Genomic DNA, 25,530 nt, shown 5'->3' with positions numbered 1-25,530 from the left:
CCGGTGATCCTGTCCCGGCCCCTGAGCCTGTCGAAGGGCGCACGAGGGACCTCCTGCTCCGGTGATCCTGTCCCGGTCCCTGAGCCTGTCGAAGGGCGCACGAGGGACCTCCTGCTCCGGCGATCCTGTCCCGGTCCCTGAGCTTGTCGAAGGGCACGCGAGGAGACTTCCACAACCGAGACCACTCAGCATCTGGAATGTCAGTGGTTCATGGTGGACTGGAGTCATGACCGAGACCACCACCTCCGCAGTTCGCGCCGGCGACGAGCACGCCGCGCGCCTCGCGGAGTTCTCGGACCATTACGCGGACATCCAGCGGCGTCGCGCCAACCTGGACGCCGAGGAGGCCCGCCTGCTCGCCCGCTCTGCCGCCTACGCCGACGCCTTCGCAGACGCCACGGTCCCGGCCGTCTTCCCGCCGGCGGAACGCCTGGCGCTCTCCCGCCGCTCCACCTGTGCGGCGCTCGCGATGGCGACCCGAACACCTGAACAGACCGTCCAGCGGGCGACGAACGACGCGGAAAGGCTCGTGAACGAAGCACCGGCCGTGCTCGAGTCCCTCGAGGCCGGCCGCATCTCAGCCCGGCACGCGCAGACGATCATCGACCAACTCAGCGACGTACCGACCGCAGGGCGGGCGGCGTTCCTGGAGGCGGTGTTGCCGGCCGCGGAGCAGCTGACCAACGCGAACCTCCGGAGACGCGCCCGTGTCCTGCGGGAGCGCCTCCACCCGGAATCCATCACCGCCCGCGCGGTCCGCTCGGAGGCGGACCGCCGGGTCGAGTTCGAGCCCGCAGCCGACGGCATGGCGTGGGTGCACTTGTTCACCACGGCACCGATCGCCCAGGGCCTCGTCGAGCGCGTCGAGGCGGCGGCGGCGGAGTCACGTGGTGCGGGCGACACTCGCACGTGCGGGCAGCTGAAGGCGGACGCCCTCGCGGCCCTCGCGCTCACCGGCGTCACACCCGACGACATCATGACCAGCCCGGTGCTCCCGCACCCGATCGAGGTCCAGGACCACATCAAGCCCACGGTCCAGATCACCGTGCCGGCGCTCAGCATGGCCGGCGTGAGCGATGCCCCGGCCATCCTCGACGGCTACGGCCCGATCGACCCGGAGACCGCCGCACGCATCGCGGTGAACGCACCCAGCTTCACCCGGATCCTCGTCCAACCGGAAACCGGCGCGATCCTCTCCGTCGGCCGCAACCAGTACCGCGTCCCGGCCGACCTGCAACGCGCGGTCCGCTTGCGGGACGGCACCTGTCGGGCACCCGGGTGCGGCAGACGCGCCAGAGCGTGTGACCTCGATCATTCGGTCGCGTGGGACGACGGCGGCACAACAGATGTCAGCAACCTCGCCTGCCTCTGCCGACATCACCACCGGATGAAACACCTCCCCGGGTGGAACCTCGACCACGGACCCGGCGGGGTCCTCGACTGGACGACACCCGACGGGAAACACCACCGGACCGAACCCGATCCCGCGCCGTTCTGACCAGCTCCGGTCCCTGAGCTGCGCCGCACTGAGCCTGTCGAAGTGTAGGAGGGTTCCTCGTGGGCACTTCGACAAGCTCAGTGACCGGGTGAGGTGTGCCCGGAACGCTGAGGGGTTCTCGTGGGCACTTCGACAAGCTCAGTGACCGGGTGAGGTGTGCCCGGTTCGTTTCGGTCCCTGAGCCTGTCGAAGGGTTCCTCGTGGGCACTTGGACAGGCTCAGTGACCGGGAGAGGTGGGCCCGGAACGATGAGGGGTTCTCGTGGGCACTTCGACAAGCTCAGTGACCGGGAGGGGTGTGCCCGGAACGATGAGGGGTTCTCGTGGGCACTTCGACAGGCTCAGTGACCGGGTGAGGTGTGCCCGGAACGTTTCGGTCCCTGAGCCTGTCGAAGGGTTCTTCGTGGGCACTTCGACAGGCTCAGTGACCGGGAGGGGTGTGCCCGGAACGATGAGGGGTTCTTCGTGGGCACTTCGACAGGCTCAGCGACCGGGCTGGACGGTGCTCGGATGGGTTTTCGGTCCCTGAGCCTGTCGAAGGGCAGACAGCCCCGGAGTGCTTCCGGGACCGCGTCCGCACCCCGCCGGGTAGGCTCCAGAGGTGGCCACCGACGAAGACCAGATGCTGTCACTCGTGTACGCGAGCACGGCGACGCAGCCGTTCAGCGACGACGACCTCACCGCCCTGCTCGCCGTCTGCCGCGAGAACAACGCCCGCGCACAGCTCACCGGTATGCTCGTCCACCGCGACGGACGGTTCCTCCAGGTCCTCGAAGGACCGGAGCCCGCCGTCCGCGAGCTGATGGACACCCTCGCCGCCGATCCCCGTCACACCGGCATCCGCGTGATGTTCGAGGAGCCCATCCGCGAACGTCAGTTCGCCGCCTGGACCATGGGCTTCGAACGCGCCGACACCGGCTCCGCCGCAGACCTCGACGGCTACCGCGACACCTTCGACGACCTCGATCGCGACGACCCGACCGCCACCATGCGCGCCCTGCAGGAACTCGCCCGCTGGTTCCGCAGCCGCGCCACGCGGAGCTGAGCCGCGCCGAAGCCCGCGCCCAAGCCCGCGCTCAGACCCGAAGTCAGCCTGCGAGCTTGCCGATCGGGCTGTCGTCGAGGTTCGCGAGCAGCTCGGCGACGTCGCCGTAGACCGCGACCGCACCCGCGTCACGGAGCTCCTGCTCGCCGAAGCCACCACTGCGCACCCCGATGCACTCCACACCGGCTCGCGCAGCCGCCTCGATGTCCCAGACGGCGTCGCCGACCATGACCGCCCGCGACGCCGGCACGCCCGCACGATCGAGGGCGACCTCCACGATGTCGGGCTCCGGCTTGGCGGTCTCGACGTCGCCGGACGAGGTCGCGGCGAAGATCGCATCGTCGACGTCGAGCAGGTCCCGCAGGATCTCGAGCTCGTTCTCCGGAGCCGACGTCGCCAGGACGACCGCGATCCCGCGGCCTGCCAACTCGCCGAGCAGCTCGCGCGCACCGCCGATCACCCGCAGCCGGGAGGTGTTGTGGAGGTAGTACTCGCTGTGCAGCTCCTTCGCCCGCTCGCCGTACTGCTCGACCTCGTCGGCCCCGTCCAGGAGCGATTCGAGCAGTTCGCCGCCGTCCTTCCCGATCGAACGGTGGATGCGCCATGCGTCGACCGGCCTGCCGGCATCGGCGAACGCGCGATCCCACGCGTCGACGTGCAGGTAGTTCGAGTCGACGAGCGTCCCGTCGATGTCGAAGAGCACCGCGATGCGGTCGTCGGAGTTCTTGGGGACGGTGGTGTCAGCTGGTTCGGACATGCGTCCAGTCAAACCCGCGAGCCCGCGATTGTGAAGCGGTGGTCATTCTCCGCAGAACGTGCGAGCCCGCGGACGCGGCAGCGCGCCCGCTACTGGAACCGGCTGGAGAGGATCACCGAGCTGGTCGCGTCGTCGAGGAACACCTGCGTCGAGCGGCCGTCCTGCGAGAAGGCGTCGTCGAGCGCGGACGAACGCACGAACGGTCCGGGCGGCAGCGCGTCGTCGAGTCCGTTGTCGAGGTCCGGGAGCTCCGCCTTCGCGTCCGAGCCCGCCTCACCGGGTGCGAGCGCCCGCAGTTCCGCGTACCCGGCCTCGTCCAGGACCACGACCGCGTCGATCCAGTACGTACTCGGGCCCGGAACCCGCTCGTCGCCTAGGGTCCCCGACATCCAGGTCGCCGAGAGTGCTGTTGCGAGCTGCGGGAAGCGGTCGGTGAGCGGGCCGAGCTCGTGCCGGATCTCACCGGTGCCCGATCGGGTGGCGGAGTCCGATGCCGATGTGGATGCCGCCGTCGTCCGGTCCGGCGAGGGTGAGGACGCGCAGCCGGCGAGCAGCCCGGCGACCACGACGACCACCGTGGCCACGACGGTCGGGCGCGGCGCGAGACGGTGACGTCGATCATGCATCCGAGCAGTCGTGTCCATGCCTGCAGCCTAGAGGTCGTCGATCACTGTCCGTTCGGCCAGCCGGGGACTGTGCGGCAGGCGGGGGTGCCCGGAACGCCTTGCGTCGAGGCTGGAGCCATGAACCTCTCCACTCATCCCATCGAGGCTCGCGGGCTCCGCAAGACCTTCCATGGTCGCCCGCGCGTCGATGACGTGTCCTTCACCGTCGACCCCGGCCGGGTTGTCGGACTCCTCGGCCCCAACGGTGCCGGGAAGACCACCACCATCCGCCTGCTGCTGGGACTCGCCCGTCCCGACGCGGGGGACGGCCTCATCCTCGGTCGCCCGTACCGCGAGCTCGAGCAGCCGGCGCGCACCGTCGGCGCCGTCCTCGACGCGGGCGGACTCCACCCGGCTCGTACGGGGCGGCAGCACCTCCGCATCGCCGCCGCGCGGATCGGGGTCGACGCCTCCCGCATCGACGCGGTCCTCACCGAGGTCGGGATGGCCCGCGACGCCGACCGCCCCGCCGGCGGGTATTCGCTCGGGATGCGTCAGCGCATCGCGATCGCCGCAGCCCTCCTCGGCGAGCCGGCCGTGCTCATCCTCGACGAGCCGTCGAACGGCCTGGACCCGGCGGGCATGCAGTGGCTGCGACTCCGGCTGCGTGCGTTCGCCGACGCGGGTGGGACGGTCCTGCTCTCGTCCCATCTGCTCTCCGACGTCCAGGACATCGCAGACGACGTGGTCGTCATCACCGACGGTCGCGTGCTGGCGCAGTCGTCGATGGTCGACATCCTCGCCGCATCGGGCGGTGACCTCGAGGCGTACTACCTCCAGGTCACCGGAACGGCCCAGCTCACCGAGAACGGGCAGGTGCGCTGATGTTCCGCGCTGAACTCATCGGGCTCGTCACCACGACCGCGACGAAGGTCACCGCGGCGGTCGCCGTCGTGGGACTCATCGTCACGCAACTCGCCTTCGTCACGCTCATGCCCGCCCTCGCCGACGGCGAGATCGGCCCTGGACTCGACGCCCTCGGGAGCGATTTCCCCGTCCTGGACCTCGCCTCCCGCGCCGTCCAACTCGACGCGCTGAACCCCCTCGGTGCGTCGATGGGCAGCGGCTCCATCGGCGTCGCACTCCTGGCGATCACCCTGCTCGGTGTGCTCGCCGGCACGAGTGACGACCGCTACGGCGGCATCGTCGGCGCTGTCCTCGCCTCGCCGAAGCGGTTCCGCATCGTCGTCGCCAAGGCGGGCGCGGTCGCACTCGTCGGCGCCGCCCTCGGTGTCGTGCTCGCCCTCGTCAGCCTGGTCACGCTCGTGATCACCCTGGCAGCCACCGGGACGCCGTTCGTCCTCGGTCTCCCAGACCTCGCAGCACGGTTCGGGCTCGGTGTCCTCGCCGTCATCGCCCTGTCGGTCCTCGGTCTCGCGGTCGGACTCATCGTCCGCACCCAGCTCGCCGGCGTCCTGACGATGATCGCGATCCTCATCCTCGAACCGGTCGTCGTCTCCTCGATCCAGCTGATCAGCGGCGGCATCGTGCCGGTCTGGACCCAGTTCCTGCCCGTCGCCCTCGCCCAGGGCGTCATCCACGGCGGAACGGACGGACTCGGACCGATCGTCGTCATCCTCGCCCTCGTGGCCCTCACCGCCGCCCTCACTGCGGCCGCATCCGCTGCGCTCTCGCGCCGCGACATCTGAAAGGAACCACCCACATGAACGACCAGACCCAGACCCACACTCAGACCAAGACGCAGCACCAGACCCGTCACCGCACGATCATCGCCGTCTCGGCCGCCGCCGCGCTGCTCGCCGGAACCGTCTCCCTCAGCGCCTGTTCCAGCGCCACGGAGCAGACCGCCGGCACCGGCTCCGAATCCGGCCCGCTGCAGGACCGGATGCAGTCGCTCGTCGACGCCGGCTACCCCGCGGCGCTCGCCTCGGTGATCGGACCGGACGGTGAGGCGATCGACGTCGCGGCCGGCATCGGCGACCTCGCGACCGATGAGCCGGCCCCGGTCGACGGCGAGGTGCGGATCGCGAGCAACACGAAGATGTTCGTCTCGACCGTCGTCCTCCAGCTCGTCCAGGAGGGGAAGGTCGCGCTCGACGCCCCGATCGACACCTACCTCCCGGGGCTCATCACCGGCGACGGCATCGACGGCACCCGCATCACGGTCCGTCAGCTGCTCCAGCACACGGCGGGGCTCCCCGAGTACGCCGACCAGATCGCCGCAGACGCGTTCGCGGCACAGGAGCGCTACACCTCGCCCCGCGACATGCTCGACATCGCCCTCGCCAAGCCGGCCGTGTTCGCGCCGGGGGAGCAGTGGGCGTACAGCAACACGAACTACCTCGTGCTGGGGCTCATGGTCGAGAGCGTCACCGATCGGGCGCTCGCCCAGCAGATCGACGAGCGCATCGTCAAGCCGCTCGACCTCGAGCACACCTACTTCCCGGCGCCAGGCGAACGCGAGCTGCGCGGCGAGCACCCGCACGGGTACCACGCGAAGACCGTCGGTGACCTCCTGGACATCACGGCCCTCGACACCTCGTTCGCCTGGTCCGCGGGTGCGCTCGTCTCGACGCCGCACGAGCTCAACGTCTTCATGAAGGCCCTGCTCGACGGCGAACTCCTGAACGAGGAGACCCTCGCCGAGATGCAGACCACGGTCCCGGCAGGCGACGAGCTGTGGCCGGGAGCGGGCTATGGATTGGGCCTGCAGAGCTACCCGCTGAGCTGCGGCGGTGTGGCGTGGGGCCATGGCGGCGACATCCCCGGAACCCAGACACGCAACGCGGTCGGTCCCGACGGCACGGCCGTCACCATCGCCGTCACCTCGCTGCCGTGGGCGGTCGTGTCACCGGACGACAACGAGCGGTTGATGAAGCAGTACCGGATCGTCGTCGACGCCCTCGACGCGACCCTCTGCGAGCGATGATCGGTTCCCACCGATCGCCGAGCGCCGGCCCCGATCGGGGTCGGCGCTCGGCGTGGTTGACTCGACCCATGACCTCTCCCGCACGGCCCGCCCCGCTCGCGGCCCGTCTGCGCTCGGCGCTCCCGCCGGTTCTGGTCCTCGCCGGTGCGGTGGGGTATCTCGGGGTCGTCCCGTTGGTCGACGAACTGCACGCCGTACCGGGTCAGGTCCCGCCGTGGGTGCACGCGGCCCTGGTCGTCCTCCAGGCCGTCGCGTTGCTGCTGCGGGTCCGGTACCCGGTGGTCGTGTTCGGGGCCGTGGTCACGCTCGACCTCGTGATCCTCGGCAGCACCGGCGGTGAGCTCGGGATCGGCTCGTTCGGCGTGATCCTCGCCACCTATGCGCTCGCTCGGCACGAGGAGCGGCGGACGGTCATCCGCACGCTGGTGGCCGGCGCGGTCGCGACGACGGTCATCGGCGGCATCGCGATGGCCTTCGGGTCGTCCGAGGAGCCGCTCATCCTCGTGTTCGCGGCCGTCGCGCGCATCGTGTTGCAGTACGTGCTGCCGGCCGGCGTGGCCGAGTACGCCAGAGGTCGCGAGCGCTTGCTGTCGGCGATCGAGGACCAGGCGCGCATGGCCGAGAACGAGCGTCGGATCAGCGTGCAGAACGACCTCCGCGCGGAACGCACCGCCCTCGCGCGGGAGCTGCACGACATCGCCGGGCACCACCTGTCGGGGATCATCGTCAGTGCGCAAGCGGCCAGCGCTCTGGTGGAGCGCGACCCGGAACGCGCGCGGGAGATGCTCCGGACGGTGCAGTCGGACGCACGGACGACGCTCGTGGACCTGCGGCGGACGGTCGGCCTACTGCGCAGCGACGACGCGGACGCCCAGGGCGGCGGAGACGGATCGACGCTCGGGCCGGCGACCACTCCGACCATCGCGGCGATCCCGGAACTCGTCGAGGCGGCGCGGTCGCGGGGGCAGCACGTCGCGTACACCGTGACCGGCGAGCCTCGTGTGCTGGGGCCGCTCGCGGAGACGGCCGCGTACCGGACCGTCCAGGAGTCGCTGGCGAACGCCGCCCGCCATGCGCCCGGAGCCGTCTGCCGTGTGGCGGTGCGGTTCGAGGCGGACGCGATCGAGCTCACCGTGACGAACGCCGCGTCGTCGCAGCGTCCTGCTTCGCCGTCGCGCGACGGCTACGGTCTCTGGGGCATGCGCGAGCGTGCCGAGCTCATCGGAGCGCGATTGACCTCGGCACCGACGGACGAGGGTGGGTGGCGAAACCGCCTGACCATCCCCGACGAGCATCGTGCCGACCAGCAGGGTCTCGACCAGCACCTTCCCGATCAGCATCGGAGTGATTCATGATCCGCCTCCTCATCGCCGACGACCAGGCGGTCGTCCGCGCCGGCCTCTCGGTGATCCTCGGTGCCGAGCCTGACATCGAGGTGGTGGGCGAGGCGATCGACGGCGCCGACGCGGTGCGGTTGGCGAAGGAGCTGCGTCCGGACCTGATCTGCATGGACATCCGGATGCCGGGCACGGACGGGATCGCGGCGACCCGCACGATCACGGCGGACCCGGAACTCGACGCCGACGTCCTCATCCTCACGACCTTCGACGTCGACGCGGACGTGTTCGCCGCCCTCGAGGCCGGTGCGGCCGGCTTCCTGCTGAAGGGCGCGGACGAGGCGACGCTGCTCGCCGCGATCCGTTCCGTTGCAGCGGGGGAAGGGACGCTCGACCAACGCCTCACCCGTCGCATCCTCCGCGAGTTCTCGGAGCGCCGGCGCGAGGCTCCGGTCGCGACCGCACCGGCGGAGTCGCCGCTCACCGACCGCGAGTTCGAGGTCCTTGACCTCCTGGCGCAGGGACTCTCCAACGCGGAGATCGCCGACCGCCTGTTCGTCGAACCCACCACGGTGAAGTACCACCTGGCCGGTCTGCTGCAGAAGACGGGAGCGCGTGACCGCCTCCAGGCCGTGCTCTGGGGGATCCGTGCGGGGCTCGTCGACCCGCGGTGAGCTGTAGGCGTCGAATGCGAACGACATAATAAATATTATCGGCCGTATTCCGGGGGAGTTATCCACAGGTAGACGACCCTCGAAAACTCGCCTGCCGCGCCGCGAACCTGGCCTCCAACATCTACGCTCACGATGTGAATGAATTTCCATGGGAAGCGGTCGTTACCGGTCTGGCCGGGCTGGGCGTGGCACTCGTGCCGTTCCTTCTCGCCATGCCGCTCGACGCACGAATCAAAGCAACCATCTCGCATCTTGAACGTGTCAACGAGACGAGCACAGCTGGAAAAAACCTCACGAGCACCCTGAATCTGCTGACGGCCAGGAAGTATGCGCTCAGCGAGCACGGAGCTTTTCGTTGGTTGTATCTCGCGGTGGTCTTCCTCGGCGTGCTCCTGCTCATGCACTTACAAGGAGCTGCGCCCCTCACCGCGTTCCAGATCATCGAGTACTTCGTGGCCCTAGCGATCGCTTTAGGCATGATGTGTTACAGCTACTGGCAATACCTGCAGTTGGTCAAGAAGCGGGCCGGCGAAGGGGCATGACCGTGGGGCCAGAGTTCGCGATCTGCAAACAGTGTGGCGAGTCCCACGCGCTCCAAGCCAACGGGCGGCAGTCGATCCATACAACGGCCTCGGGAGAGCGCTGCGCGCCGCCGGAGCCGACACCGCAGAGCCGTCCCGCACCAGCCACTCAGCGCGAGGGCGACGATGAGCTGCAGGCAGCATCCGAGGTTGGCGGGACGCAACCGCGCAAGAGCGGCACCGACGCGCCCGATCGACTCGACCGACGTATCTATGCGACCGAGGGAGCTGAAGTCTTACGCGGCGGACTACCGACGCTCGGCCGTCGCACCCGCTAGTCGGGCGCCTGCAGGAGACTGGTGGCGGGGGTAATGGCATGGAACCAACGGCAGACACGTTCGACCGCTGGGCGGGCCGCATCAGCCGGTTCAACACGTCCCGGATCGAGCTGCTGACGGCGCTCGGCGGCGCGGTCGGACTCGGCTTCTCGATCCTCGACGGCACGGTGCTGCAACGCCTGGCCGAGCTCCGCCGGCTGAGCTTCCCAACCGCACCCGGCACCCAGCGAAATGCTGCGCCCACCCCGCCCACCACTGCCCCCGGAGGCCGAGCCCCGGAGCAGAACCTCGACAACGGCCGAAACCGGTAGGAGGAACGTTCACGGCCGTTGCGTCGCTGGGCGACGACAGGGCCTCTATTGACGCTGGCGCCTGACTCGCCACAATCCCGCTGCGCTGGCATTCAGGGTTGCTGGCACACTGGGCCATGGCACAGCGGACGACTATTACGCTCGTCGATGATCTTGACGGTACAGAGCTCGAGCGGGGGGGGGGGGGGGGGGGGGGGGGTGAGACGATCCAGTTCGGCGTCGACGGGCGTAACTTCGAGGTTGATCTCAGCGACGACAACGCGGAGAGGCTGCGGGAGGTGCTGCGCCCGTTCATTGAAGCGGGGCGTCGTCTTGTTCCACCCGGCAAGCGTCGGCGCCGCAAACAAAAGCACGAGGACGGGCCGGGGGTCGGCTCGACAATGATGGGGGAATCAAATGACACACGACAACCATGAGTTGCTACCGGCCGACAGAAACTCGGCAGGCTTGACGGCAGCGCAGGCTCAGATGGGTGGTGACATCCTCTTGGAGGCTGCGGCAGGCACCCTGTCGCCAGAGTTGCAGGCCGCGGCCGAACAATTCATGACGGCCGTCGAGTTGGACACGAACCAGAGGCAGTCGATGGCAACCGCTCCGCCGGCGACGCCGGCTAGGGAAAGCTCCATCGTGCTGAAGCTGATCCGAAACCCAGTCACGGTCACCGTGATCGTCGTGGGTGTCGCTGCCTCTCTATGGTTCGTGGCCGTTACGAGCGAGAACCCGGTGCCTGCGGTGACGTTCATTGTGATCGGCGGAGTACTGGGTATCGTGAAAGAGCTGATGGCGGCATTCGCTGAAAACGTCACTGACGCGGATGAAAGCGCTGCCGCGAGCAAGCGGAAGTTTCAGGGTGCAGCGGTCGTTTTCTCGACCTATGCCGCCGTATTCGGGTTCCCGGGCATTGTGGCTGGCGCCGCGCAACTTCTCTTGGGATAGAACGCATCCGCGCCCGCCTACACCGCCGATCGGGCGCAGCGTGTCCTCCCCAGGCTCTGCTCACTTTCAGGAGGGCTGCCTCTGACAACGAGATGGGTGATCCGCGGACGGTTGTTTGCGGCACCGCGGCACGCTCAACAGCACTCCTACGAGGCGGTGCAGAACTTCGCCGATCACGGCAATTCGAACTGGATCGAGGTGCCGCCTCCCTGAAACTGATCGAGCAAGAACAGCGGCACCATGAGTAGCCGGACAGGGTCGGCGCCGCCGGTTCCGTCCTTTAGGCTGCAAGGCATGGCGACCGACAGTGAGATTGAGCGCGTTCCGGGGATACGAGACGTGAGCGGTTTTTTTGAGAACTTCGAGGGCGAGGAAGTCGTTGTCCGACCGAAGGACTCGCGTCGGCCACCATTCAAGATCGAGGTGTTGTTCACTGACCGCGTTGCGGTGTTTTCGCCTAAGGCACCTGCTCAAGAAGGAGACCTCGTCGAGCGAGATGACCCCCGTGGTGGTGTGATCGAGTACCTCATTGATCGTTACGAGTTCAATAAGGACCCCTTCGGCGACGGCGACGACCATTGGAGTGCGCACCTGGTCGAGAAACGTCACGTAGATCGGCGTTTCGCGCAGCCGAGCATCGTTGTGAACGGCGGTGTCAACCAGTTCGCGGTAGGAGACAGGAACTCCCTGCGCCTCACGAATCAGATGGCGGCATTCCCTGACGTTGTGGCTTCGATTGAGGAGATTCGCGGAGGCATTCCTCGTGACGTGCTTGCTCCCGCCCAGCTTGCAGAAGTCGATGACGCACTCGAAGATGCGGCACGAGTCGCCACAGAATCCGACAAGCCGCATGCGGTTAAACGAGCCCTTCACGGTGTTAATGGCGTCCTCGGTGAAGTCGTGGATTCAGCCCGTGGCGGAGCGATGAGCGGCGTCAAGACCTGGGCGGCCGCGGCGACGGCGCTCATCATCAACCAAATTTCCGGACTGTAACAAGCGATCGTTCTCGAAAAGGTGCGACGGTCTGATCGCTAGCGGTCCTTCTGGGAAGTAGCGGATTTGGTTTCGGTGGCCGGGTATCCCGGAACATCCTCTAGTCGCTCGGGTGCTCCCTCTACCTTTGGAATGCGCGCGTACAAGCGGAGAGAGGCCGCTCGGAGAAGTTCCGCAAGTTGCGGCTCGTGGCCCGCGTAGTCGATGAACCGGAGTACGCCGTATTGCGTGACTCTGTTCGCGAGCACGAGGATGGAGGACATCGCGTCTGCGTCTGGGAACGAGAATGACTGTCCGTCAATCTCAACGGAGACTCGCAGCGCGAGCGATGGCCACATCTTTCCGTGCGCTGAGCCAGCGGCTGTGCGCCACAAGCGCTCGACTTGCGCCGGGTCGCCCAGGTCGCCGTCAGAGAGATTGGTCCGCACCTCGTGCGCTGCCGTCGTGACAAGCGTCAGGTAGGACGGTTCATCGACTTTGACGCCATGGCTCTCAAGAACGTCAAGCAGATCGAGCCGCTGCTTCTTGAGGTCCGCTTTCCGCTCCAGGTCGACCTCGGCTTTCCGCTGCTCCGCCCAATCCGCGAGAACGAGCGACAGATGCCGCCGCAGCACCTCGCTAGGATCGCGCGACGCCATAATCCAAACAGCCTGAGACGCGGACTCGAGCGCCGCACGCGCAAGCGTCTGAACCGGGCGTGCATCGTGACGCACGGCCGAGTCAGGGTGTAAATTCATCGGCGCGACATAGTCCGCCCACATGCCGAGGTGTTCGAGTGCTGAGGACAGATAAGAACGGCACCATTTTTCACATGACTGTGGCAGTTCCTCATCGATCACGCTGAACGGCGAGCCATCGATAGCCGGTGGCGTCTCGTCCAGTAGATCGCGCAGAATTCGGGCAGACTGTGCCACCTCCACCCATGGGCGCGACTGCTCTCGATCGACTGCCACACGGCGGGAAACGTGCTCAGCATTCACAGCGTGAGCGTAGCGTGACTCCGTCAACTAGCGCCAAGCTCTTTTGAGCCCGAGGCCGCTGTGTCGTAAGCGATCGTTCTTGGCGGCCGTCGACGATCAGCCGCAGTGCAGGGGGGGGGGGGGGGGGGGGGGGGGGGGGGGGGGGGGGGGGGGGGGGGGGGGGGGGGGGGGGGGGCTACCCCAGCTGAGAGCGCGCCGTAGAGCATGAAACCGTCGTCATGCCCCCTCGGTGTGGATGGCCGGATCTCGATGCTCCACAGATCATGGTGCCGGCGGCGCGTAGATCGGGGTCAGCGTGTAGACGTTGCGTCCGCGGAGACGCGTTGCGGTCGCGCCGGTTTCCTTGCTGGTTCCTTCGTGGACGAGTACTCCTATCTCGACAAGGTTGCGGAGGCCGGCCTTCCGTGTGGAATCGCTGATGCCGTACTCCGTGGCGATGTAGTTGCGCGGGAAGGTCATTTCACCGCCGCTGGCCTGCCCGTGAGTTCGGAGAGAGATGAGGTACATCACGAGCCCTGGGCCGCTGAGCTCGGAGGAGTGGAAGAGCATCCGCCATGCCAGTTCTGGGATGCGTCGGTAGGTGTCGCCGGACTGGCCTGTGGGGATCGTGTACTTCGCACCGGAGTGATCTTCGCGGAGCGCGCGAATGGTCCGCACGTCCCCGGACGCAACGCCGGGTTCACTGGCGACGAAGTTGCGCTTTTCGAGTTCCTGCCAGCTGCTGCGGATGACGCGACTGCCCGCACCGTCCGGATCCTCGAGGCCAAGGAGTGCAGCCCAGAACGATGCGGGTCTGTGCGATGTGTGATCTCCGCCCGCGGCGACCCACAGCAGGCTCACGTAGAGCAGGAGGCGCGTCTTTCCACCGCGACCGCCGCCGCCTGTCCCGCTGCTGTTGCTCAAGAGGCTTGCCAGAGGATGCGTGACGATCCCAGCAGCATCGCGTGACTTGAAGAACGCGTCGCGAAACGGCCCCCCCATGCCTTCTCGTCGCTGCTGGGCAAGCTTGGCCGCTTCGAACGCTCTCTTCTGCGCGTGAGACATCGGGACTCCTATTTCTCGAAACGAAGGCGTAGACTGTGAACTACGAGGATATCATTAATGGGTTGCGCTAGCGTAGGGTGACGGGTTGCATACATCGCGATTTAGAACCATTTTCGATGTTCGCTCCTGTACGGTAGGTACTACCTCGAGCGGTACTACTACTGAATCGCACGCGAGCGCTTGGAGTGAGTCACCCTCTTACGGTGGAGCTCCCGCGTGAGCATCGAGGCGCGGTACAAGAAACCCCTCCGCCCGGGCGGAGGGGTTTCTTGCTGTCCGGCGGAACGCGTCGGCCACCGCCGTAGAGGTTCGACCCGCGGCCGCGTCCTGCTCCAAGATGGGGAGGTGGGGAATCGATGAAGTTTCAGAGTGCAGGGGACATCGCCGCGCTGAGGGCTGCGCAGGTCCGCGTGCAGATTCCCTCATGGGCGTACGGCGGGAATCCAGCCGGCCTTGCTGGCATGGCCGGTTGGGCGCTCGAGCGCGATGAGTCTGGGTGGCTCGTGCAGAACGCGGAATCCGTTAAGGGTCGCCCACCCCGTCTCATACGCATATTGGACGCCGGTTCTGAGTCATCTCCAGACGACGAGTCCACGTACGCCTCGCTTCGCGAGCTCAGCGACTTCGACGGGATTCTGACGACTAACCTCTGGGAGCGAGCTGTCGCGTTCCGCGCCGAACTTGTCGAAAAGTACCCCCATGACGCGGCCGCGATGCTCACCGGAGCAATGGCTCTGATCGGCGCCACGCCAACTGCGGGAGAGCTGCCGGCAGTTGCTGCGGCAGTGATGCCGGAGCTCCACCGAAATGCGCTCCCGAACGCGCGCATGTTTCTGGTTCGCGGTTCCACCGAGCTCGCGGGGCGTCTCCAGATGCCGGGAGTATTCCTGCGAGTCTCTGATGATGCCCCGAAGCCGAGCAGTGGTGACCTGCACTTCCAAAGCGCGCACCATCTCATGCCGGACAACATGGTCGGCCTCGGTCCCTTCTTGGCTCCGGTATTCAGCAGTCTCTCGCCACACGTCTGGGGAATCAACATCCCTCGCATCGGGGGCTCGATCGCGATCGTGTTCGGAGAGTCGCTGCCGGGTAGGCGAAGCTTCGCAGTCGACCTTCTCGACACGGCCTCGCCCATGGGAAACGAAACCCGAGCCGACCCGGTCGGTGCAATTGAGAGATCGGCATTTCGCGAGGCCCTGCGGTGGTGGGCCAGCCGACTCGACCTGCTCCTGTCGCACGCAACCGAACCTGCGGTGAATTCAAGGGACGGGCAGTGGGAACCAGGTCGTGCGCAGCAGAGGATTATCACCCTGACGCAGGTATTTCGAAGTTGCCAGGCCCTCGCGACGTCGAGCGACGACCACACACGTCGAGTACTCATGTTCAATGTGCTCGATCAGCTACCCGGGCTGAACCCACAGTGGAACTGGAGCGCGCTGACGAAGCCGAAGGCTGCCGTCGAACGGCTCGACAAGATAAGACTTCGGATGCCAGCCTCCGTGCAGACGGTGCTGCTGCCTCGAGCCGAACGTGCCATTGAGGGTCTGCGCGCTGTGGCAGAAGGCTTCTTTGCGGCCGAGCTCCTCGATGGCGACGGTATCCGGCTCCCCGACAAGGCAGGCGGCAACGTGACTGTCCCGCGAGTAGATGCTGCGTCTGAATGGCTGCGGGTGCTTCGGAACTCTACCCACGGCTTCGATCAAGGCCTCACCCCTCGCCAGGGGCTACTGCTTGAAGCGCACAACGGGCGGGTGCCTGCGACAGTTGCAGACCTGGCCTGGTTGCATCTCGTCTATCTGATGGCCTACCCGGAGCTTCTGGGCGGCACCGCGGCAGTATTGGCTCGGCGCCGAGCTGACACATCCGCGTGACGTCGAGCGTTCACAACTTGTCGGCAACGCCGATGTGCTCAGGCCATCAGAATGAGGAAGCTTTGCTCTTAGCATCGGCCTGGTGGCGGTAGAGCGTTGCTCTGCTCCAGCCAACGAGTGCCGCTGCCTCCGCGGCGGTTCGGCCGCGGCTGCGGGCTTCGGCGACGAGGGCGAGCTTCTCGGCGATGATGGCGGGGTTCACCCGCGGACGCCCGAATCGCGTGCCCGACTCACGTGCCGCGGCGATGCCGGCGTTGACGCGTTCGACGATGAGCTCGCGCTCGTATTCGGCCAGGGTGGCGAGCATGTGCAGCATCAACCGGCCCGTCGACGTCGCAGGGTCGATCCCATCCGAGAGCGATCGCACATGGACCCCGCGGCCGCGTAGGAGCTCAACAGTGTTGAGGACATCGATGAGGGAACGCCCTAGTCGGTCGATGCGCCACACGATCACGGTGTCTCCGGTCTCGGCGTACTCGAGCAGCTTCGTCATCCCAGGCCGCTCGATCGCGGTTTTGCTGCCAGAGGTCACATCAGCGAATACATCGCGTTTCTGGACGCCGGCGTCGATGAGTGCGTCGAGCTGCAACTGCGCGTCCTGGCTCGCGGTGCTCACTCTGGTGTACCCGATCTGCCTCATCGCACCAGCATGTCTCAGAAAACCGCGTGAAGCCCATTGAGACACGCAACCGCGTGAGACGAGTTTACGAGACAGGTTTCCGGTTGTGAGATCCGCAGACTTTCGCGCCCGAGTCGGCCTGGATCACCGAGGAGCCATGTGTCTCCTAAACCTGTTACTTCTTGAGGTGCTCTCAGATGTGCTCGATGACTCACGCCGCTGGGCCGGATGCTGGTATTCCTCTTCTGAGGAAATGGATTGTCCAAGAATCAAGGCCCAGACTGTCCCGAGGAGCGGGCCGCCGGCATGAACGCCGTGCTCGTACAAGGTAGCGAGTTTGCGTCGATCAGTGAGCGAGGCGTTGCGTTGCTCGAGGTACCGTTCGATCGAGTTCCGACTGAACGAACCGATGGGGGCTTGGTCTTTGAGTTCGGGCCGAGCGTTCGGGTTCGTGGCAGCGATCTCGTGGAGGCCTTCACGTGTGGACAACTCGTCGAGCACCCATGCGGGAGCGGTGTAGTTGTGGGCCACATCTGACGCAACCATGAAGTCATCGTCCGCGGTGTCGACGGCCTCCACCCACGTGAACCCTTTCGTGACTCCAGGACGTTCGACCACGGTCTTGCCTCCGGAGGTCTCGTCCGCGCACACATCGCCCTTCAGGACTTCGGCACGACAGGCACATCTCGTTCCAGTCGAGCGAATCTCAGCTCCGGACGCCAGCGTGTTTCCCGTGCTCACGCTCGAACACTTCCCGCGTCCTGCCGGATCGTCGAATGCGCTGTACGCCGAGCACGATCCCTACGGCGCACGCCGCAGCGCCGAACAAGTACGTCGGAGTTCCACTCCAGGCCATCCACGCACCCCACGCGAAGAACAACGCCCCGAAGACGACGGCGAGCCACCCGAACGTGCGATCACGCTCGAACGCGAGCCGTTGCTGGATCAGAGAGTCCATCGCGTCAGGCTACCGGGTGCTCGGGCCGTGTCCGAAAGCGGGAGCCCAAGCCCATGCTTGACCTCACGTACGTGTTGGACCGACCATGACGCGCGAGAGCCGTGCTCGCCCGATTCGCATCATCTAGTCAGGTAAGGCTATCCTTCCTAGGTCCCACCCCCTCGAATGAAGGAGACGACGTGCACCAGCGCGCCGCCATCAGCCTCGTCCTCGCCGCGGCGGTCGCCGTCGGACTGTCCGCCTGCGGCGCGTCCGAAGCGGTGGAGCCCGCATCGACCGCCGCCGCCGGGCAGGGCGCGACCGACTACCCGCTCACGCTCGACAACTGCGGCACCGAGGTCACGATCGACGCCGTGCCACAGCGGGTCGTCTCCCTCGACCAGAACTCGACCGAGATCCTGCTGTCGCTCGGTCTCGAGGACCGCATCGTCGGCACCGCCTCCTGGACGGACCCCGTCCTCGACTCCCTGGCCGACGCGAACGCCGACGTCCCGCGCCTGGCCGACAACGCCCCCACCTACGAGGTCGTCCTCGGAGCCGACCCCGACTTCGTCACCGCGTCCTTCGGCCGCCACTTCAACGAGGGCGGCGTCGCACCACGCGAGCGCTTCGCCGAGACCGGTGTCGCCAGCTACCTCTCGCCCACCGACTGCGACGACGGAACGAGCATCAACGGCGGCGGGACGCGCACGACGCCGCTCACCATCGACGCGCTCTACCAGGAGATCACCGAGATGGGCGAGGTCTTCGACGTCTCCGACCGTGCTGCCGCGCTCATCGCCGAGCTGCAGGGTCGTGCTGCGAAGGCGACCGAGGGTGTCGACTTCGACGGCACGACCGTCGCGTTCTGGTTCGCCGACACGAAGACGCCGTACATCGGCGGTGGGCTCGGATCCGCCGCGCTGCTCGCCTCGACCACCGGGCTCGACAACGTCTTCGGCGAGCTCGAGGACGACTGGCCGGCCACCACCTGGGAGGACCTCGTCGACCGCGACCCACAGGTCCTCGTCCTCGGCGACCTGCAGCGCGACCGGTTCCCCGGCGACCGCCTCGACGACAAGGTCGCGTTCCTGGAGTCCGATCCGCTGACGAAGACCATGGACGCCGTGCGCAACCAGCGCTACATCGCCCTGCACGGCGCCGAGCTGAACCCCTCCATCCGCTTCGTCGACGGTCTCGAGAAGATCAAGGCGTGGTGGGTCGAGCACGAGGACGAGCTCTGAACCCGGAGACAGTGACGAGCGGCGACACGGTGACGAGCGGCGAACCGGTGACGAGCGGCGACACGGTGACGGCCAGCGAAACGACGCGGCGACCCGCCTCACGCGCACGCCGCGCGACGATCACCGGCCTGCTCGTCGTCGCCGGCGTGGTCCTCCTCCTCGTCTCGGTCGGCGTGGCGATCACGCTCGGGCCTGCGGACATCCTGCTCGTGAACGTGCGGGACATCGTCGCGAACCACCTCGGCTTCACCGACATCCCGGTGAAGCTGTCGAAGGACGCGATCGTGTGGGAGGAACGCCTGCCACGGGCTTTCGTCGCTGCAGCCTGCGGTGCCGGGCTCGGGCTCTGCGGCGTCATCATGCAGTCGCTCCTCCGCAACCCGCTGGCCGACCCCTTCATCCTCGGCATCTCCTCCGGGGCGTCGACCGGGGCCGTCGCGATCGGGATCCTCGGACTCGGCGGGGCGTCGATCGGCCTCTCCGGCGGCGCGTTCATCGGCGCGCTCGTCGCCTTCGGACTCGTGCTCCTGCTCTCCCGCCTGTCGGGCGGCGGGACCGACCGGGTCGTGCTGGCGGGCGTCGCCAGCACACAACTCTTCTCCGCACTGACCTCGCTGATCATCTTCGCGTTCGCTGACTCGGACGAGACGCGCGGCGTGATGTTCTGGCTGCTCGGCTCACTCGAGGGCGTGCGCTGGGACGATGTCGCGCTCTGTGCGATCGTCGTCGTCGCCGGTTCGATCCTGTGCCTCCGGTACGCCCATGCGCTCGACGCCTTCGCCTTCGGTGAGGACGTCGCGGCATCGCTCGGGATCCACGTCGCGAGGACGCGGGCGATCCTGCTCATCGCGACGGCACTCATCACGGCGACGCTGGTGAGCGTCGCGGGGGCGATCGGCTTCGTCGGACTCGTGCTGCCCCACGCCGCCCGCCTGCTCGTCGGACCCCGTCACGGTCGCCTCATCCCGGCCACGGCGATCATCGGTGCGATCTTCATGGTCTGGGTCGATGCCGGCTCGCGCGTCGCGTTCTCGCCGACGCCGCTACCGGTCGGCGTCGGGACCGCGCTCGTCGGGGTGCCGGTCTTCATCGGCCTGCTGGCGCGGAGACGGAGGCGCGCATGAGGTGTTGTGGTGCGGCGGCGCGACAGAAGCAGGTCATGACGGGCGGGAGGCAGGCATGACACTCCACGCCGAGCACGTGTCCTGGAACCGCGGCGGTGCGCTCGTCGTCGACGGCGTGACGCTGCACCCCGAACCGGGACAGACCGTCGGTCTCCTCGGTCCGAACGGGTCGGGGAAGTCGTCGCTCCTGCGGGTGCTCCACGGACTCGTGAAGCCGACCGCCGGACTCGTGACGCTCGACGGCGTCGACCTGGCGTCGGTCGGTCGGCGGCTCATCGCGCGTTCGGTCGCCTCGGTGACCCAGCATGCCGACACCGACGTCGACATCACGGTGCGCGACATCGTGCGACTCGGCCGGATCCCGCACCGCTCGGGGCTCGCCGGTGACACCGCGGCCGACGAGACCGCCGTCGACCGCGCGCTCGCCCACGTGGGCCTGCTCGACCAGGCCGCCCGCCTCTGGCACACCCTCTCCGGAGGCGAACGCCAGCGGGCACAGATCGCGCGCGCGCTCGCGCAGGAGCCACGTGAGCTCCTCCTTGACGAACCGACCAACCACCTCGACATCCGACACCAGCTGGAACTGCTCGACCTCGTCTGCGCGCTCCCGGTCACGACCGTGATCGCCATCCACGACCTCAACCTCGCCGCGATGTACTGCGACACGGTCGTCGTGCTGCGGGCCGGTCGGGTTGTCGCTGCGGGGGCACCGAGCGAGGTACTGACTGCTGCGCTGATCGCGGACGTCTACGGCGTGGTGGCCGAGGTGATGCTGGACCCCCGCCGAGGGCACCCGATCGTCACGTTCACGCGATGATCCACCCGCTCTGGACGCCACCTGGCCCGAGCACCGGGGGCTCGCTCACTCCGAGCGCTCGAGCGTGCCGATCTCCGTGCCGCTCTCGTCGAGGACGACGAGGCTCGTGTCGGTCCAGGTGCCGGACGCTCCGCCCGACAACCAGGTGTCGACACCCTCACAGGCCATCCGTGTGGACACCAGCGGCGCGAACTCGACCGTGTCGCCGTCGGCAGTCCACGAGCCCATGAGGCGGTTGCAGCCGTCGGTCCCCGTCACCTTGCCGTCCTCCGCGAACACCAGCGATGGGGTGTTCTGCGCGTCGGGGTCTCCCCAGACGCCGACGACACCGACAGCGTCGCCCGACTCGGCGGCAGGCGCTGTGGTCGAGGCGTCGGCGCCGCCCTCGGCTCCAGATGCGCATCCCGCGAGGGCGAACCCGAGCACTGCTGCGCCGATGACACCGAGGACTGCGGTGCGCCCCCGGTTCGACCCGTTGCCTGTGGACATGTCCATCCCCTCCAGTGGGTGGCCGCCCGACCGCGACCGGCTCGATGCTAGCGCGTCGACTCGTCGCAGCTCGCGATCGGCTGCGCCGTCCCCGTCACGGTGATGCCGCCGGTGACCGGGACGTCGACCGTCAGCAGACTGGGTGCGCCGACGTGGTGACCCTGGCGGATGAGGATCCGAGCCGGAGGGGTGAGGAGGCCGAGCGCCCGCAGGTAGCCGCCGAGGGAGGCGGCTGCGGAGCCGGTCGCGGGATCCTCGGTGATGGCTCCGACCGGGAAGAGGTTGCGAGCCTCGACGTGCAGGTGGCCGGCGTCGTCGAAGCCGTGATCGTGCACGACCGTCGCGGTCCCAGCCCAGCCCTGCTCGTCCATCAGCGTGCGCAGGGCGGTCGGGTCGAAGGTGAAGGCGTCGACCACAGCCTGCTCCCGGACCGCGACGACCGGGTGCCGGTTGCCGGCGAACGACTCACGGAGCGGCCACCGGTCGTCGAGGTCGGAACGCTCGAGCCCGAGCAGTGACAGCAGGCGGTCGGCCACCCCGGCGTCGAGATCGCGCACGGTGGGTTCGACGCTCGTGAACGACGCGGTGATCGAGCCGGTGCCGCCGTTCGTGCCGGCGTCGGCGTCTGCGTCGGACGCGGTCTCGACGACGAGGGGTCCGACGTTCGTCTCCAGCGTGAAGCGTCCGACGCCACGGCGCTCAGCCAGGGCGACGGCGGTGGCGATGGTCGCGTGCCCACAGAACGGCACCTCGGCACCGGGGGAGAAGTAGCGCAGGCGCACGTGGCGGTCGTCGCCATCGACACCCGGGTCGACGACGAACGCCGTCTCGGGATACGCGACCTCGGTGGCGATCGCCTGCATCTCGGCGTCCGACAGCGCCGAGGCGTCGAGCACGACACCTGCAGGATTACCGCCGCTAGGCTCGGCGGCGAAGGCCGTGAGGCGGAGGATCTCGGGTGGTGCGGCGTTCGACATCCGACGATGCTACCCGCTCGAAAAACCGGTGTCGCAGCGCGCCGGAGCGGCGTACCGTTCAGCCATGATCAACGACGATCCGACGGTGAGCAATCCCGACAACTACACGACCCTGTGGGAGAACGACTTCGTGCGTGTCCTGGACTACCAGGACACGCCGGGCACGCAGACCGTGCCCCACCGGCATCCGAACAGCGTGATGATCACGCTGACTGACTTCCAGCGCCGACTGCACTCGGGCGAGCGGGTGTTCGACACGGGACTCCACGCCGGCAACGCGGTCTGGTTGCCCGCGCAACGGCACTCCGGCGAGAACACCGGCACGACCCCGACGCACGTCATCCTGGTCGAGCTGAAGGGCGCATCGGCCGGGGAGGAGTCGGCGGCGGCGCTCGGGCCTGCGCGATGAGCGGGCGCGACGCTACCTGACCCGACAGGGCCTGATCCGCCGTGTCGCGCGGGTCGTGGTGGTCAGGCGCGCGGCCTGGCCCACATGACGACGCCGTACCAGGCGATGACCGCCACGACGCCGGCGATCAGCCCGCCGAGGACGAGGTCGCCGAACGGGTCGTCACCCGCGACGCCGTTCAGGGTCCAGATGCCCAGGATCACTGCGGCGGCGAGGGCCGACGGGGTCAGCCAGCGCACCGCATCGCGGAGCAGACCCGGCTTCGGGGCCCGGCGCCGGGCCGACCCGAGGGCGCCGATCACGGAACCGAGGACGGCGATGCCGGCGAGGACCACCGTGAAGAGCCCCGGCGCCAGGGCGGCCGTCCGAGCCCAGCTGGCGGCACCGGCGTCGGCCCCGGCGACCGTCCCGGCCGGGAGGTCGAGGACGACACCGAGGTCGTCGCCACGGACGTCGAGTGACCACCGGCCGTCGTCGTCCGGCGCGAGGTCGAGCGTCGCCGTCGAGCGACCGGCACCACCTTCGGTCGCCGCCGGTCGCCAAGCCCCTGCCTCGGCGGGAGTCCACCCGGCGTCGACGGCGTCGTCGAGGAGCTCGTCGTCGGCGGTGAAGCTGAGCCGGAACGGTTCGGGTGGGGAGTCGTCGTCCCACGGCACGCTGTTCGACCAGCCGTCGAGGAGTGCGACCCAGCTGACCCGGTCGACGTCCCGACCGCCGACGGACGTGGCGACGGCCGGCCTCGTGGCGGTCGTCTGGATCACGACGTCGTGCAGACCCGTCCGCACGTCGTCGAAGGTCGTCCGGAGCAGCAGCCGACCGTCCTCGTGTTCCGTCGTGAAGGGCGCGTCCTCGCCGTCGACCGTCACGCGGTCGACGCTGAGACCCAGGTCCTGGCCGTCGACGACGGCGGGCCACTCGCGGACCACCTGACCGGGCACCGCCCCCTCATTCGAGAAGTCGACGCCGAGGCGTTCGGTCACGCGCAGTCGCGCACCGTCGCCGCCGGACCGGGTCAGCTGTGCGTCGAACTCGGCTGCAGCGATCGTGACGAGGGTCGATCCGGGGATGTCGCCCGTGTAGGAGCGGGGTGTCTCGGGCTCCAGCGACGATGCCGGGAGGACGTTCACGGCGACGATCGCGCCGACGACGAGCAGCACGGCGAGCACCCGGACGGCGATGCGCGGTCCGGTCAGGAAGCCCGCTCTCGACCCGTCGGCGCGCGAGGCGCGATCGGCCGCGGCCGCCGGCATCGTGATCTCCGGCGCGAGCAGGGCCGCCACCCGCCGGCCGGTCGCCCGAGGTGGAGCGCCGAGCACGGCGTAGGGCAGGAGGCGGTCGCGCAGGGTGGCGCGATCAAGCAGCTGCGTCCGCTCGGCGAACACCCGGATGCCGAGCAGGTGCTGCTTCACGAGCGCACCCTTGCGGGTCAGCGGCCGGGCGGTCAGGGCGATCGCGAGCACGATGGCGGCGAAGACGGTCGAGAGGGCGACGAAGGCGAGCGGCCACCACACCACCGCGAGCACGGCCTGGTGGGAGAGCTGCCGGACGATGCCCCACTGGAGGATGGTCAGCGCGATCGGTGCGGCGATGAACCAGTCGCGGACGAATCCCTTCGGCACCCGGCGCAGGCCCTCGCGCACCTGACCGGCACGCTCCGGCCCGGTCAGGTACCGACGCAGGGCGCGGTGTCGGTCGCCCAGACGGCCGGCCCGCTTGGCGGCACCCGCCGCCGCGAGCAGGCGCGCCTGTCGCTTGGCCTGCTGCTTCGTGCCGCTGATCGCGGCGTCCTTCAGGCGTTCGGCGAGCTCCATCGTGGCGGGCGACCGCAGGAGGTGCGCCGCGGTGCGGGGCGTGACGCCCTCAGGCGGTTCCGACTGGGCGAGGTACCACGGCCGTCCCCGGGCGTCACCCCACGCGACCGCACGGGCCGCGAACGACAGCAGGAGCGTCGCAGCGAGGACGAGCATCGGCAGGACGGGTCCGAAGGTCTGGACCCAGAAGATCCAGGACTGCGGCGGCATCGTGATCGAGCCGGCCTCGAACGGCATGGTGAACCGCGCCTGCGCGTGCGGTGGGGCCGCATCGTCGCTCGTGAACGCGTAGGCCACCTCGCCCGGTGGGGCGTCCGGCTCCGGGGTCAGCCACTGCCCGGCACCCACGAGGGTCCAGGCGAGGGAACCGCGCGGTTGCCGGACGAGACGGTCGTCGAGCTCCTGTGGGATGGTCACCCGGACGTCGAGTTTCGCCACGGCCTGCTGCAGGTCGGGCCCGAAGACGTCCCAGCGGAGGAGGTCGACGGGTCGCCCGGTCGCCGCGTCGGCGTCGACGTAGGCGAGATCGGAGAGTCGGTACCGGATGACGAGTTCGTGGTCGCCCGTGAGCTGCTCGCCGGGGTCGACGACGAGCCTGAGGAAGACCGCCGCGCGCTCCCGGTCGACGTCCTGCTTCACGCCGTCCAACGTCACCGTGATCCCCGACGGGTCGAGGGCGTGCCCCTGGTACTCGGTCGCGAGCACGCGTTCGATCGTGCGGTCGTCGAGGTCCTTCGGGAAGAACGCGTCGATGCGCTCCTCGACGTCGGTGACGAGTCGGCCGTCCTCATCGGTGGTCACGCCGTAGTCGGCGCTGAAGGAGCGGGCGATCCACGTGTCGGTGACGTCGGATGCCTCGTCGGTGAGGTCGTCGAGGGTCAGTGGCGGGTTGATGACCGGACCGACGAGGAGGAGGATCCCGCCGACGGCGACGAGCCCCCAGAGCTGCCACAGGTTCCTGCGCAGGCGTGGACCGCCACGCGACTGCAACCATCGCTCGACACGCAGGAGCCAGGCGGAGAGGACGGTCCACAGCGGCGTGTGCCGGGGCGCGGGATCCGGGATGCGGACGTCGGGGTCGACGGCGGCTGTTCCGCTCGCCCCGTCCGATCCGCTCACGTCGTCGAGTGTAATCGCGTGGCGTCCTGCGACCGGACGGCGGCCGACGTTCAGCGACGCCGGGACGTCAGCGACGCCGGGACGTCAGCGACGCCGGGACGTGAGCGACGCCGGGACGTCAGCGA

At 68.2% G+C, this 25,530-nt stretch carries 27 protein-coding genes; 17 read left to right on the top strand and 10 right to left on the bottom strand.

Going from position 1 to position 25,530, the window contains the following annotated elements:
• Positions 1-226: 226 nt before the first annotated feature.
• Together B9Y95_RS06655 and B9Y95_RS06650 are read left to right on the top strand one after the other, a co-directional pair.
• Positions 227-1,498 carry an HNH endonuclease signature motif containing protein gene (locus tag B9Y95_RS06655; protein ID WP_085511153.1) on the top strand — a complete coding sequence of 424 codons (1,272 nt, stop codon included), beginning with the start codon at positions 227-229 and terminating at the stop codon, positions 1,496-1,498.
• A gap of 600 nt (positions 1,499-2,098) precedes the next feature.
• On the top strand, positions 2,099-2,542 hold the full coding sequence (locus B9Y95_RS06650; RefSeq protein ID WP_234994013.1) for a BLUF domain-containing protein: 444 nt from the start codon (positions 2,099-2,101) through the stop codon (positions 2,540-2,542).
• A gap of 43 nt (positions 2,543-2,585) precedes the next feature.
• On the opposite strand, the gene B9Y95_RS06645 is transcribed toward B9Y95_RS06650, so the two are convergent.
• Positions 2,586-3,299, bottom strand: a complete 714-nt coding sequence (locus tag B9Y95_RS06645; protein ID WP_085511151.1) for an HAD family hydrolase — start codon at positions 3,297-3,299, stop codon at positions 2,586-2,588.
• Positions 3,300-3,388: 89 nt separating this feature from the next.
• The gene (locus B9Y95_RS06640) at positions 3,389-3,943 is read right to left on the bottom strand and encodes a hypothetical protein (protein WP_234994011.1); all 555 of its coding nucleotides are present in this window, start codon (positions 3,941-3,943) and stop codon (positions 3,389-3,391) included.
• Positions 3,944-4,042: 99 nt separating this feature from the next.
• Here B9Y95_RS06640 and B9Y95_RS06635 point away from each other — a divergent pair, with 99 nt between their 5' ends.
• From B9Y95_RS06635 to B9Y95_RS06585, 10 genes are all read left to right on the top strand, one after another.
• Positions 4,043-4,789, top strand: coding sequence for an ABC transporter ATP-binding protein (locus B9Y95_RS06635; RefSeq protein WP_085511150.1), 747 nt, complete (start codon positions 4,043-4,045; stop codon positions 4,787-4,789).
• Positions 4,789-5,613: a hypothetical protein gene (locus B9Y95_RS06630; RefSeq protein WP_085511149.1), complete on the top strand. Its 825-nt coding sequence runs from the start codon at positions 4,789-4,791 to the stop codon at positions 5,611-5,613. The genes B9Y95_RS06635 and B9Y95_RS06630 overlap by 1 nt, the downstream gene beginning before the upstream one ends.
• A gap of 14 nt (positions 5,614-5,627) precedes the next feature.
• Positions 5,628-6,854, top strand: coding sequence for a serine hydrolase domain-containing protein (locus B9Y95_RS06625; protein WP_085511148.1), 1,227 nt, complete (start codon positions 5,628-5,630; stop codon positions 6,852-6,854).
• A 68-nt stretch (positions 6,855-6,922) separates the two neighbouring features.
• Positions 6,923-8,209: a sensor histidine kinase gene (locus B9Y95_RS06615; RefSeq protein ID WP_123539761.1), complete on the top strand. Its 1,287-nt coding sequence runs from the start codon at positions 6,923-6,925 to the stop codon at positions 8,207-8,209.
• Positions 8,206-8,865, top strand: a complete 660-nt coding sequence (locus B9Y95_RS06610) for a response regulator (RefSeq protein WP_085511145.1) — start codon at positions 8,206-8,208, stop codon at positions 8,863-8,865. Before B9Y95_RS06615 ends, B9Y95_RS06610 begins: the two co-directional genes overlap by 4 nt.
• 134 nt (positions 8,866-8,999) lie before the next feature.
• Positions 9,000-9,407 (top strand): hypothetical protein, encoded by a 408-nt coding sequence (locus B9Y95_RS06605; RefSeq protein ID WP_085511144.1) that lies wholly within the window; start codon positions 9,000-9,002, stop codon positions 9,405-9,407.
• Between the two features lie 355 nt (positions 9,408-9,762).
• On the top strand, positions 9,763-10,035 hold the full coding sequence (locus B9Y95_RS06600; protein ID WP_085511143.1) for a hypothetical protein: 273 nt from the start codon (positions 9,763-9,765) through the stop codon (positions 10,033-10,035).
• Between the two features lie 116 nt (positions 10,036-10,151).
• Positions 10,152-10,451, top strand: coding sequence for a histone-like nucleoid-structuring protein Lsr2 (locus B9Y95_RS06595; RefSeq protein ID WP_085511142.1), 300 nt, complete (start codon positions 10,152-10,154; stop codon positions 10,449-10,451).
• On the top strand, positions 10,432-10,971 hold the full coding sequence (locus tag B9Y95_RS06590; RefSeq protein WP_085511141.1) for a hypothetical protein: 540 nt from the start codon (positions 10,432-10,434) through the stop codon (positions 10,969-10,971). The genes B9Y95_RS06595 and B9Y95_RS06590 overlap by 20 nt, the downstream gene beginning before the upstream one ends.
• A 294-nt stretch (positions 10,972-11,265) precedes the next feature.
• Positions 11,266-11,964 carry a hypothetical protein gene (locus B9Y95_RS06585; RefSeq protein ID WP_143736357.1) on the top strand — a complete coding sequence of 233 codons (699 nt, stop codon included), beginning with the start codon at positions 11,266-11,268 and terminating at the stop codon, positions 11,962-11,964.
• 38 nt (positions 11,965-12,002) lie between these two features.
• Here B9Y95_RS06585 and B9Y95_RS06580 read toward each other — a convergent pair whose 3' ends face one another.
• A complete protein-coding gene (locus tag B9Y95_RS06580; RefSeq protein ID WP_143736355.1) occupies positions 12,003-12,944 on the bottom strand; it encodes a hypothetical protein in 942 nt (313 codons plus the stop codon).
• A gap of 261 nt (positions 12,945-13,205) precedes the next feature.
• Positions 13,206-13,988 carry a hypothetical protein gene (locus B9Y95_RS06575; protein ID WP_143736353.1) on the bottom strand — a complete coding sequence of 261 codons (783 nt, stop codon included), beginning with the start codon at positions 13,986-13,988 and terminating at the stop codon, positions 13,206-13,208.
• Between the two features lie 356 nt (positions 13,989-14,344).
• On the opposite strand from B9Y95_RS06575, the gene B9Y95_RS06570 reads away from it, so the two are divergent.
• Positions 14,345-15,859 (top strand): hypothetical protein, encoded by a 1,515-nt coding sequence (locus B9Y95_RS06570; RefSeq protein ID WP_085511137.1) that lies wholly within the window; start codon positions 14,345-14,347, stop codon positions 15,857-15,859.
• Positions 15,860-15,905: 46 nt separating this feature from the next.
• Here B9Y95_RS06570 and B9Y95_RS06565 read toward each other — a convergent pair whose 3' ends face one another.
• From B9Y95_RS06565 to B9Y95_RS06560, 3 genes are all read right to left on the bottom strand, one after another.
• Positions 15,906-16,499 (bottom strand): recombinase family protein, encoded by a 594-nt coding sequence (locus tag B9Y95_RS06565; protein ID WP_085511136.1) that lies wholly within the window; start codon positions 16,497-16,499, stop codon positions 15,906-15,908.
• 123 nt (positions 16,500-16,622) lie between these two features.
• On the bottom strand, positions 16,623-17,219 hold the full coding sequence (locus tag B9Y95_RS20300) for a hypothetical protein (protein WP_143736351.1): 597 nt from the start codon (positions 17,217-17,219) through the stop codon (positions 16,623-16,625).
• On the bottom strand, positions 17,185-17,436 hold the full coding sequence (locus B9Y95_RS06560) for a hypothetical protein (RefSeq protein WP_085511135.1): 252 nt from the start codon (positions 17,434-17,436) through the stop codon (positions 17,185-17,187). The genes B9Y95_RS20300 and B9Y95_RS06560 overlap by 35 nt, the downstream gene beginning before the upstream one ends.
• A 179-nt stretch (positions 17,437-17,615) precedes the next feature.
• Between B9Y95_RS06560 and B9Y95_RS06555 the strand changes: the two genes are divergently transcribed.
• From B9Y95_RS06555 to B9Y95_RS06545, 3 genes are read left to right on the top strand one after another with little or no spacing between them, the layout of a single operon-like run.
• Positions 17,616-18,659, top strand: coding sequence for an ABC transporter substrate-binding protein (locus tag B9Y95_RS06555; RefSeq protein WP_085511134.1), 1,044 nt, complete (start codon positions 17,616-17,618; stop codon positions 18,657-18,659).
• A gap of 47 nt (positions 18,660-18,706) precedes the next feature.
• Positions 18,707-19,783, top strand: coding sequence for a FecCD family ABC transporter permease (locus tag B9Y95_RS06550; RefSeq protein WP_085511698.1), 1,077 nt, complete (start codon positions 18,707-18,709; stop codon positions 19,781-19,783).
• Between the two features lie 55 nt (positions 19,784-19,838).
• Positions 19,839-20,600 carry an ABC transporter ATP-binding protein gene (locus B9Y95_RS06545; protein WP_085511133.1) on the top strand — a complete coding sequence of 254 codons (762 nt, stop codon included), beginning with the start codon at positions 19,839-19,841 and terminating at the stop codon, positions 20,598-20,600.
• Between the two features lie 45 nt (positions 20,601-20,645).
• On the opposite strand, the gene B9Y95_RS06540 is transcribed toward B9Y95_RS06545, so the two are convergent.
• Together B9Y95_RS06540 and B9Y95_RS06535 are read right to left on the bottom strand one after the other, a co-directional pair.
• Complete coding sequence (locus B9Y95_RS06540; protein WP_085511697.1) at positions 20,646-21,089, bottom strand: META domain-containing protein; 444 nt, start codon at positions 21,087-21,089, stop codon at positions 20,646-20,648.
• A gap of 47 nt (positions 21,090-21,136) precedes the next feature.
• Entirely contained in the window at positions 21,137-22,066 is a 930-nt protein-coding gene (locus B9Y95_RS06535; protein WP_085511132.1) for a PhzF family phenazine biosynthesis protein, read from the bottom strand.
• 64 nt (positions 22,067-22,130) lie between these two features.
• Between B9Y95_RS06535 and B9Y95_RS06530 the strand changes: the two genes are divergently transcribed.
• Entirely contained in the window at positions 22,131-22,475 is a 345-nt protein-coding gene (locus tag B9Y95_RS06530) for a cupin domain-containing protein (RefSeq protein ID WP_085511696.1), read from the top strand.
• A 62-nt stretch (positions 22,476-22,537) separates the two neighbouring features.
• Here B9Y95_RS06530 and B9Y95_RS06525 read toward each other — a convergent pair whose 3' ends face one another.
• A complete protein-coding gene (locus tag B9Y95_RS06525; RefSeq protein ID WP_085511131.1) occupies positions 22,538-25,405 on the bottom strand; it encodes a hypothetical protein in 2,868 nt (955 codons plus the stop codon).
• Between the last annotated feature and the right edge of the window lie 125 nt (positions 25,406-25,530).

The organism is Plantibacter flavus, assembly GCF_900177615.1.
GTDB classification, from domain to species: Bacteria; Actinomycetota; Actinomycetes; order Actinomycetales; family Microbacteriaceae; genus Plantibacter; species Plantibacter flavus.
The sequence above is the reverse complement of the archived record's forward strand: the minus strand, read 5'-3'. Positions and strand labels throughout refer to the sequence as shown.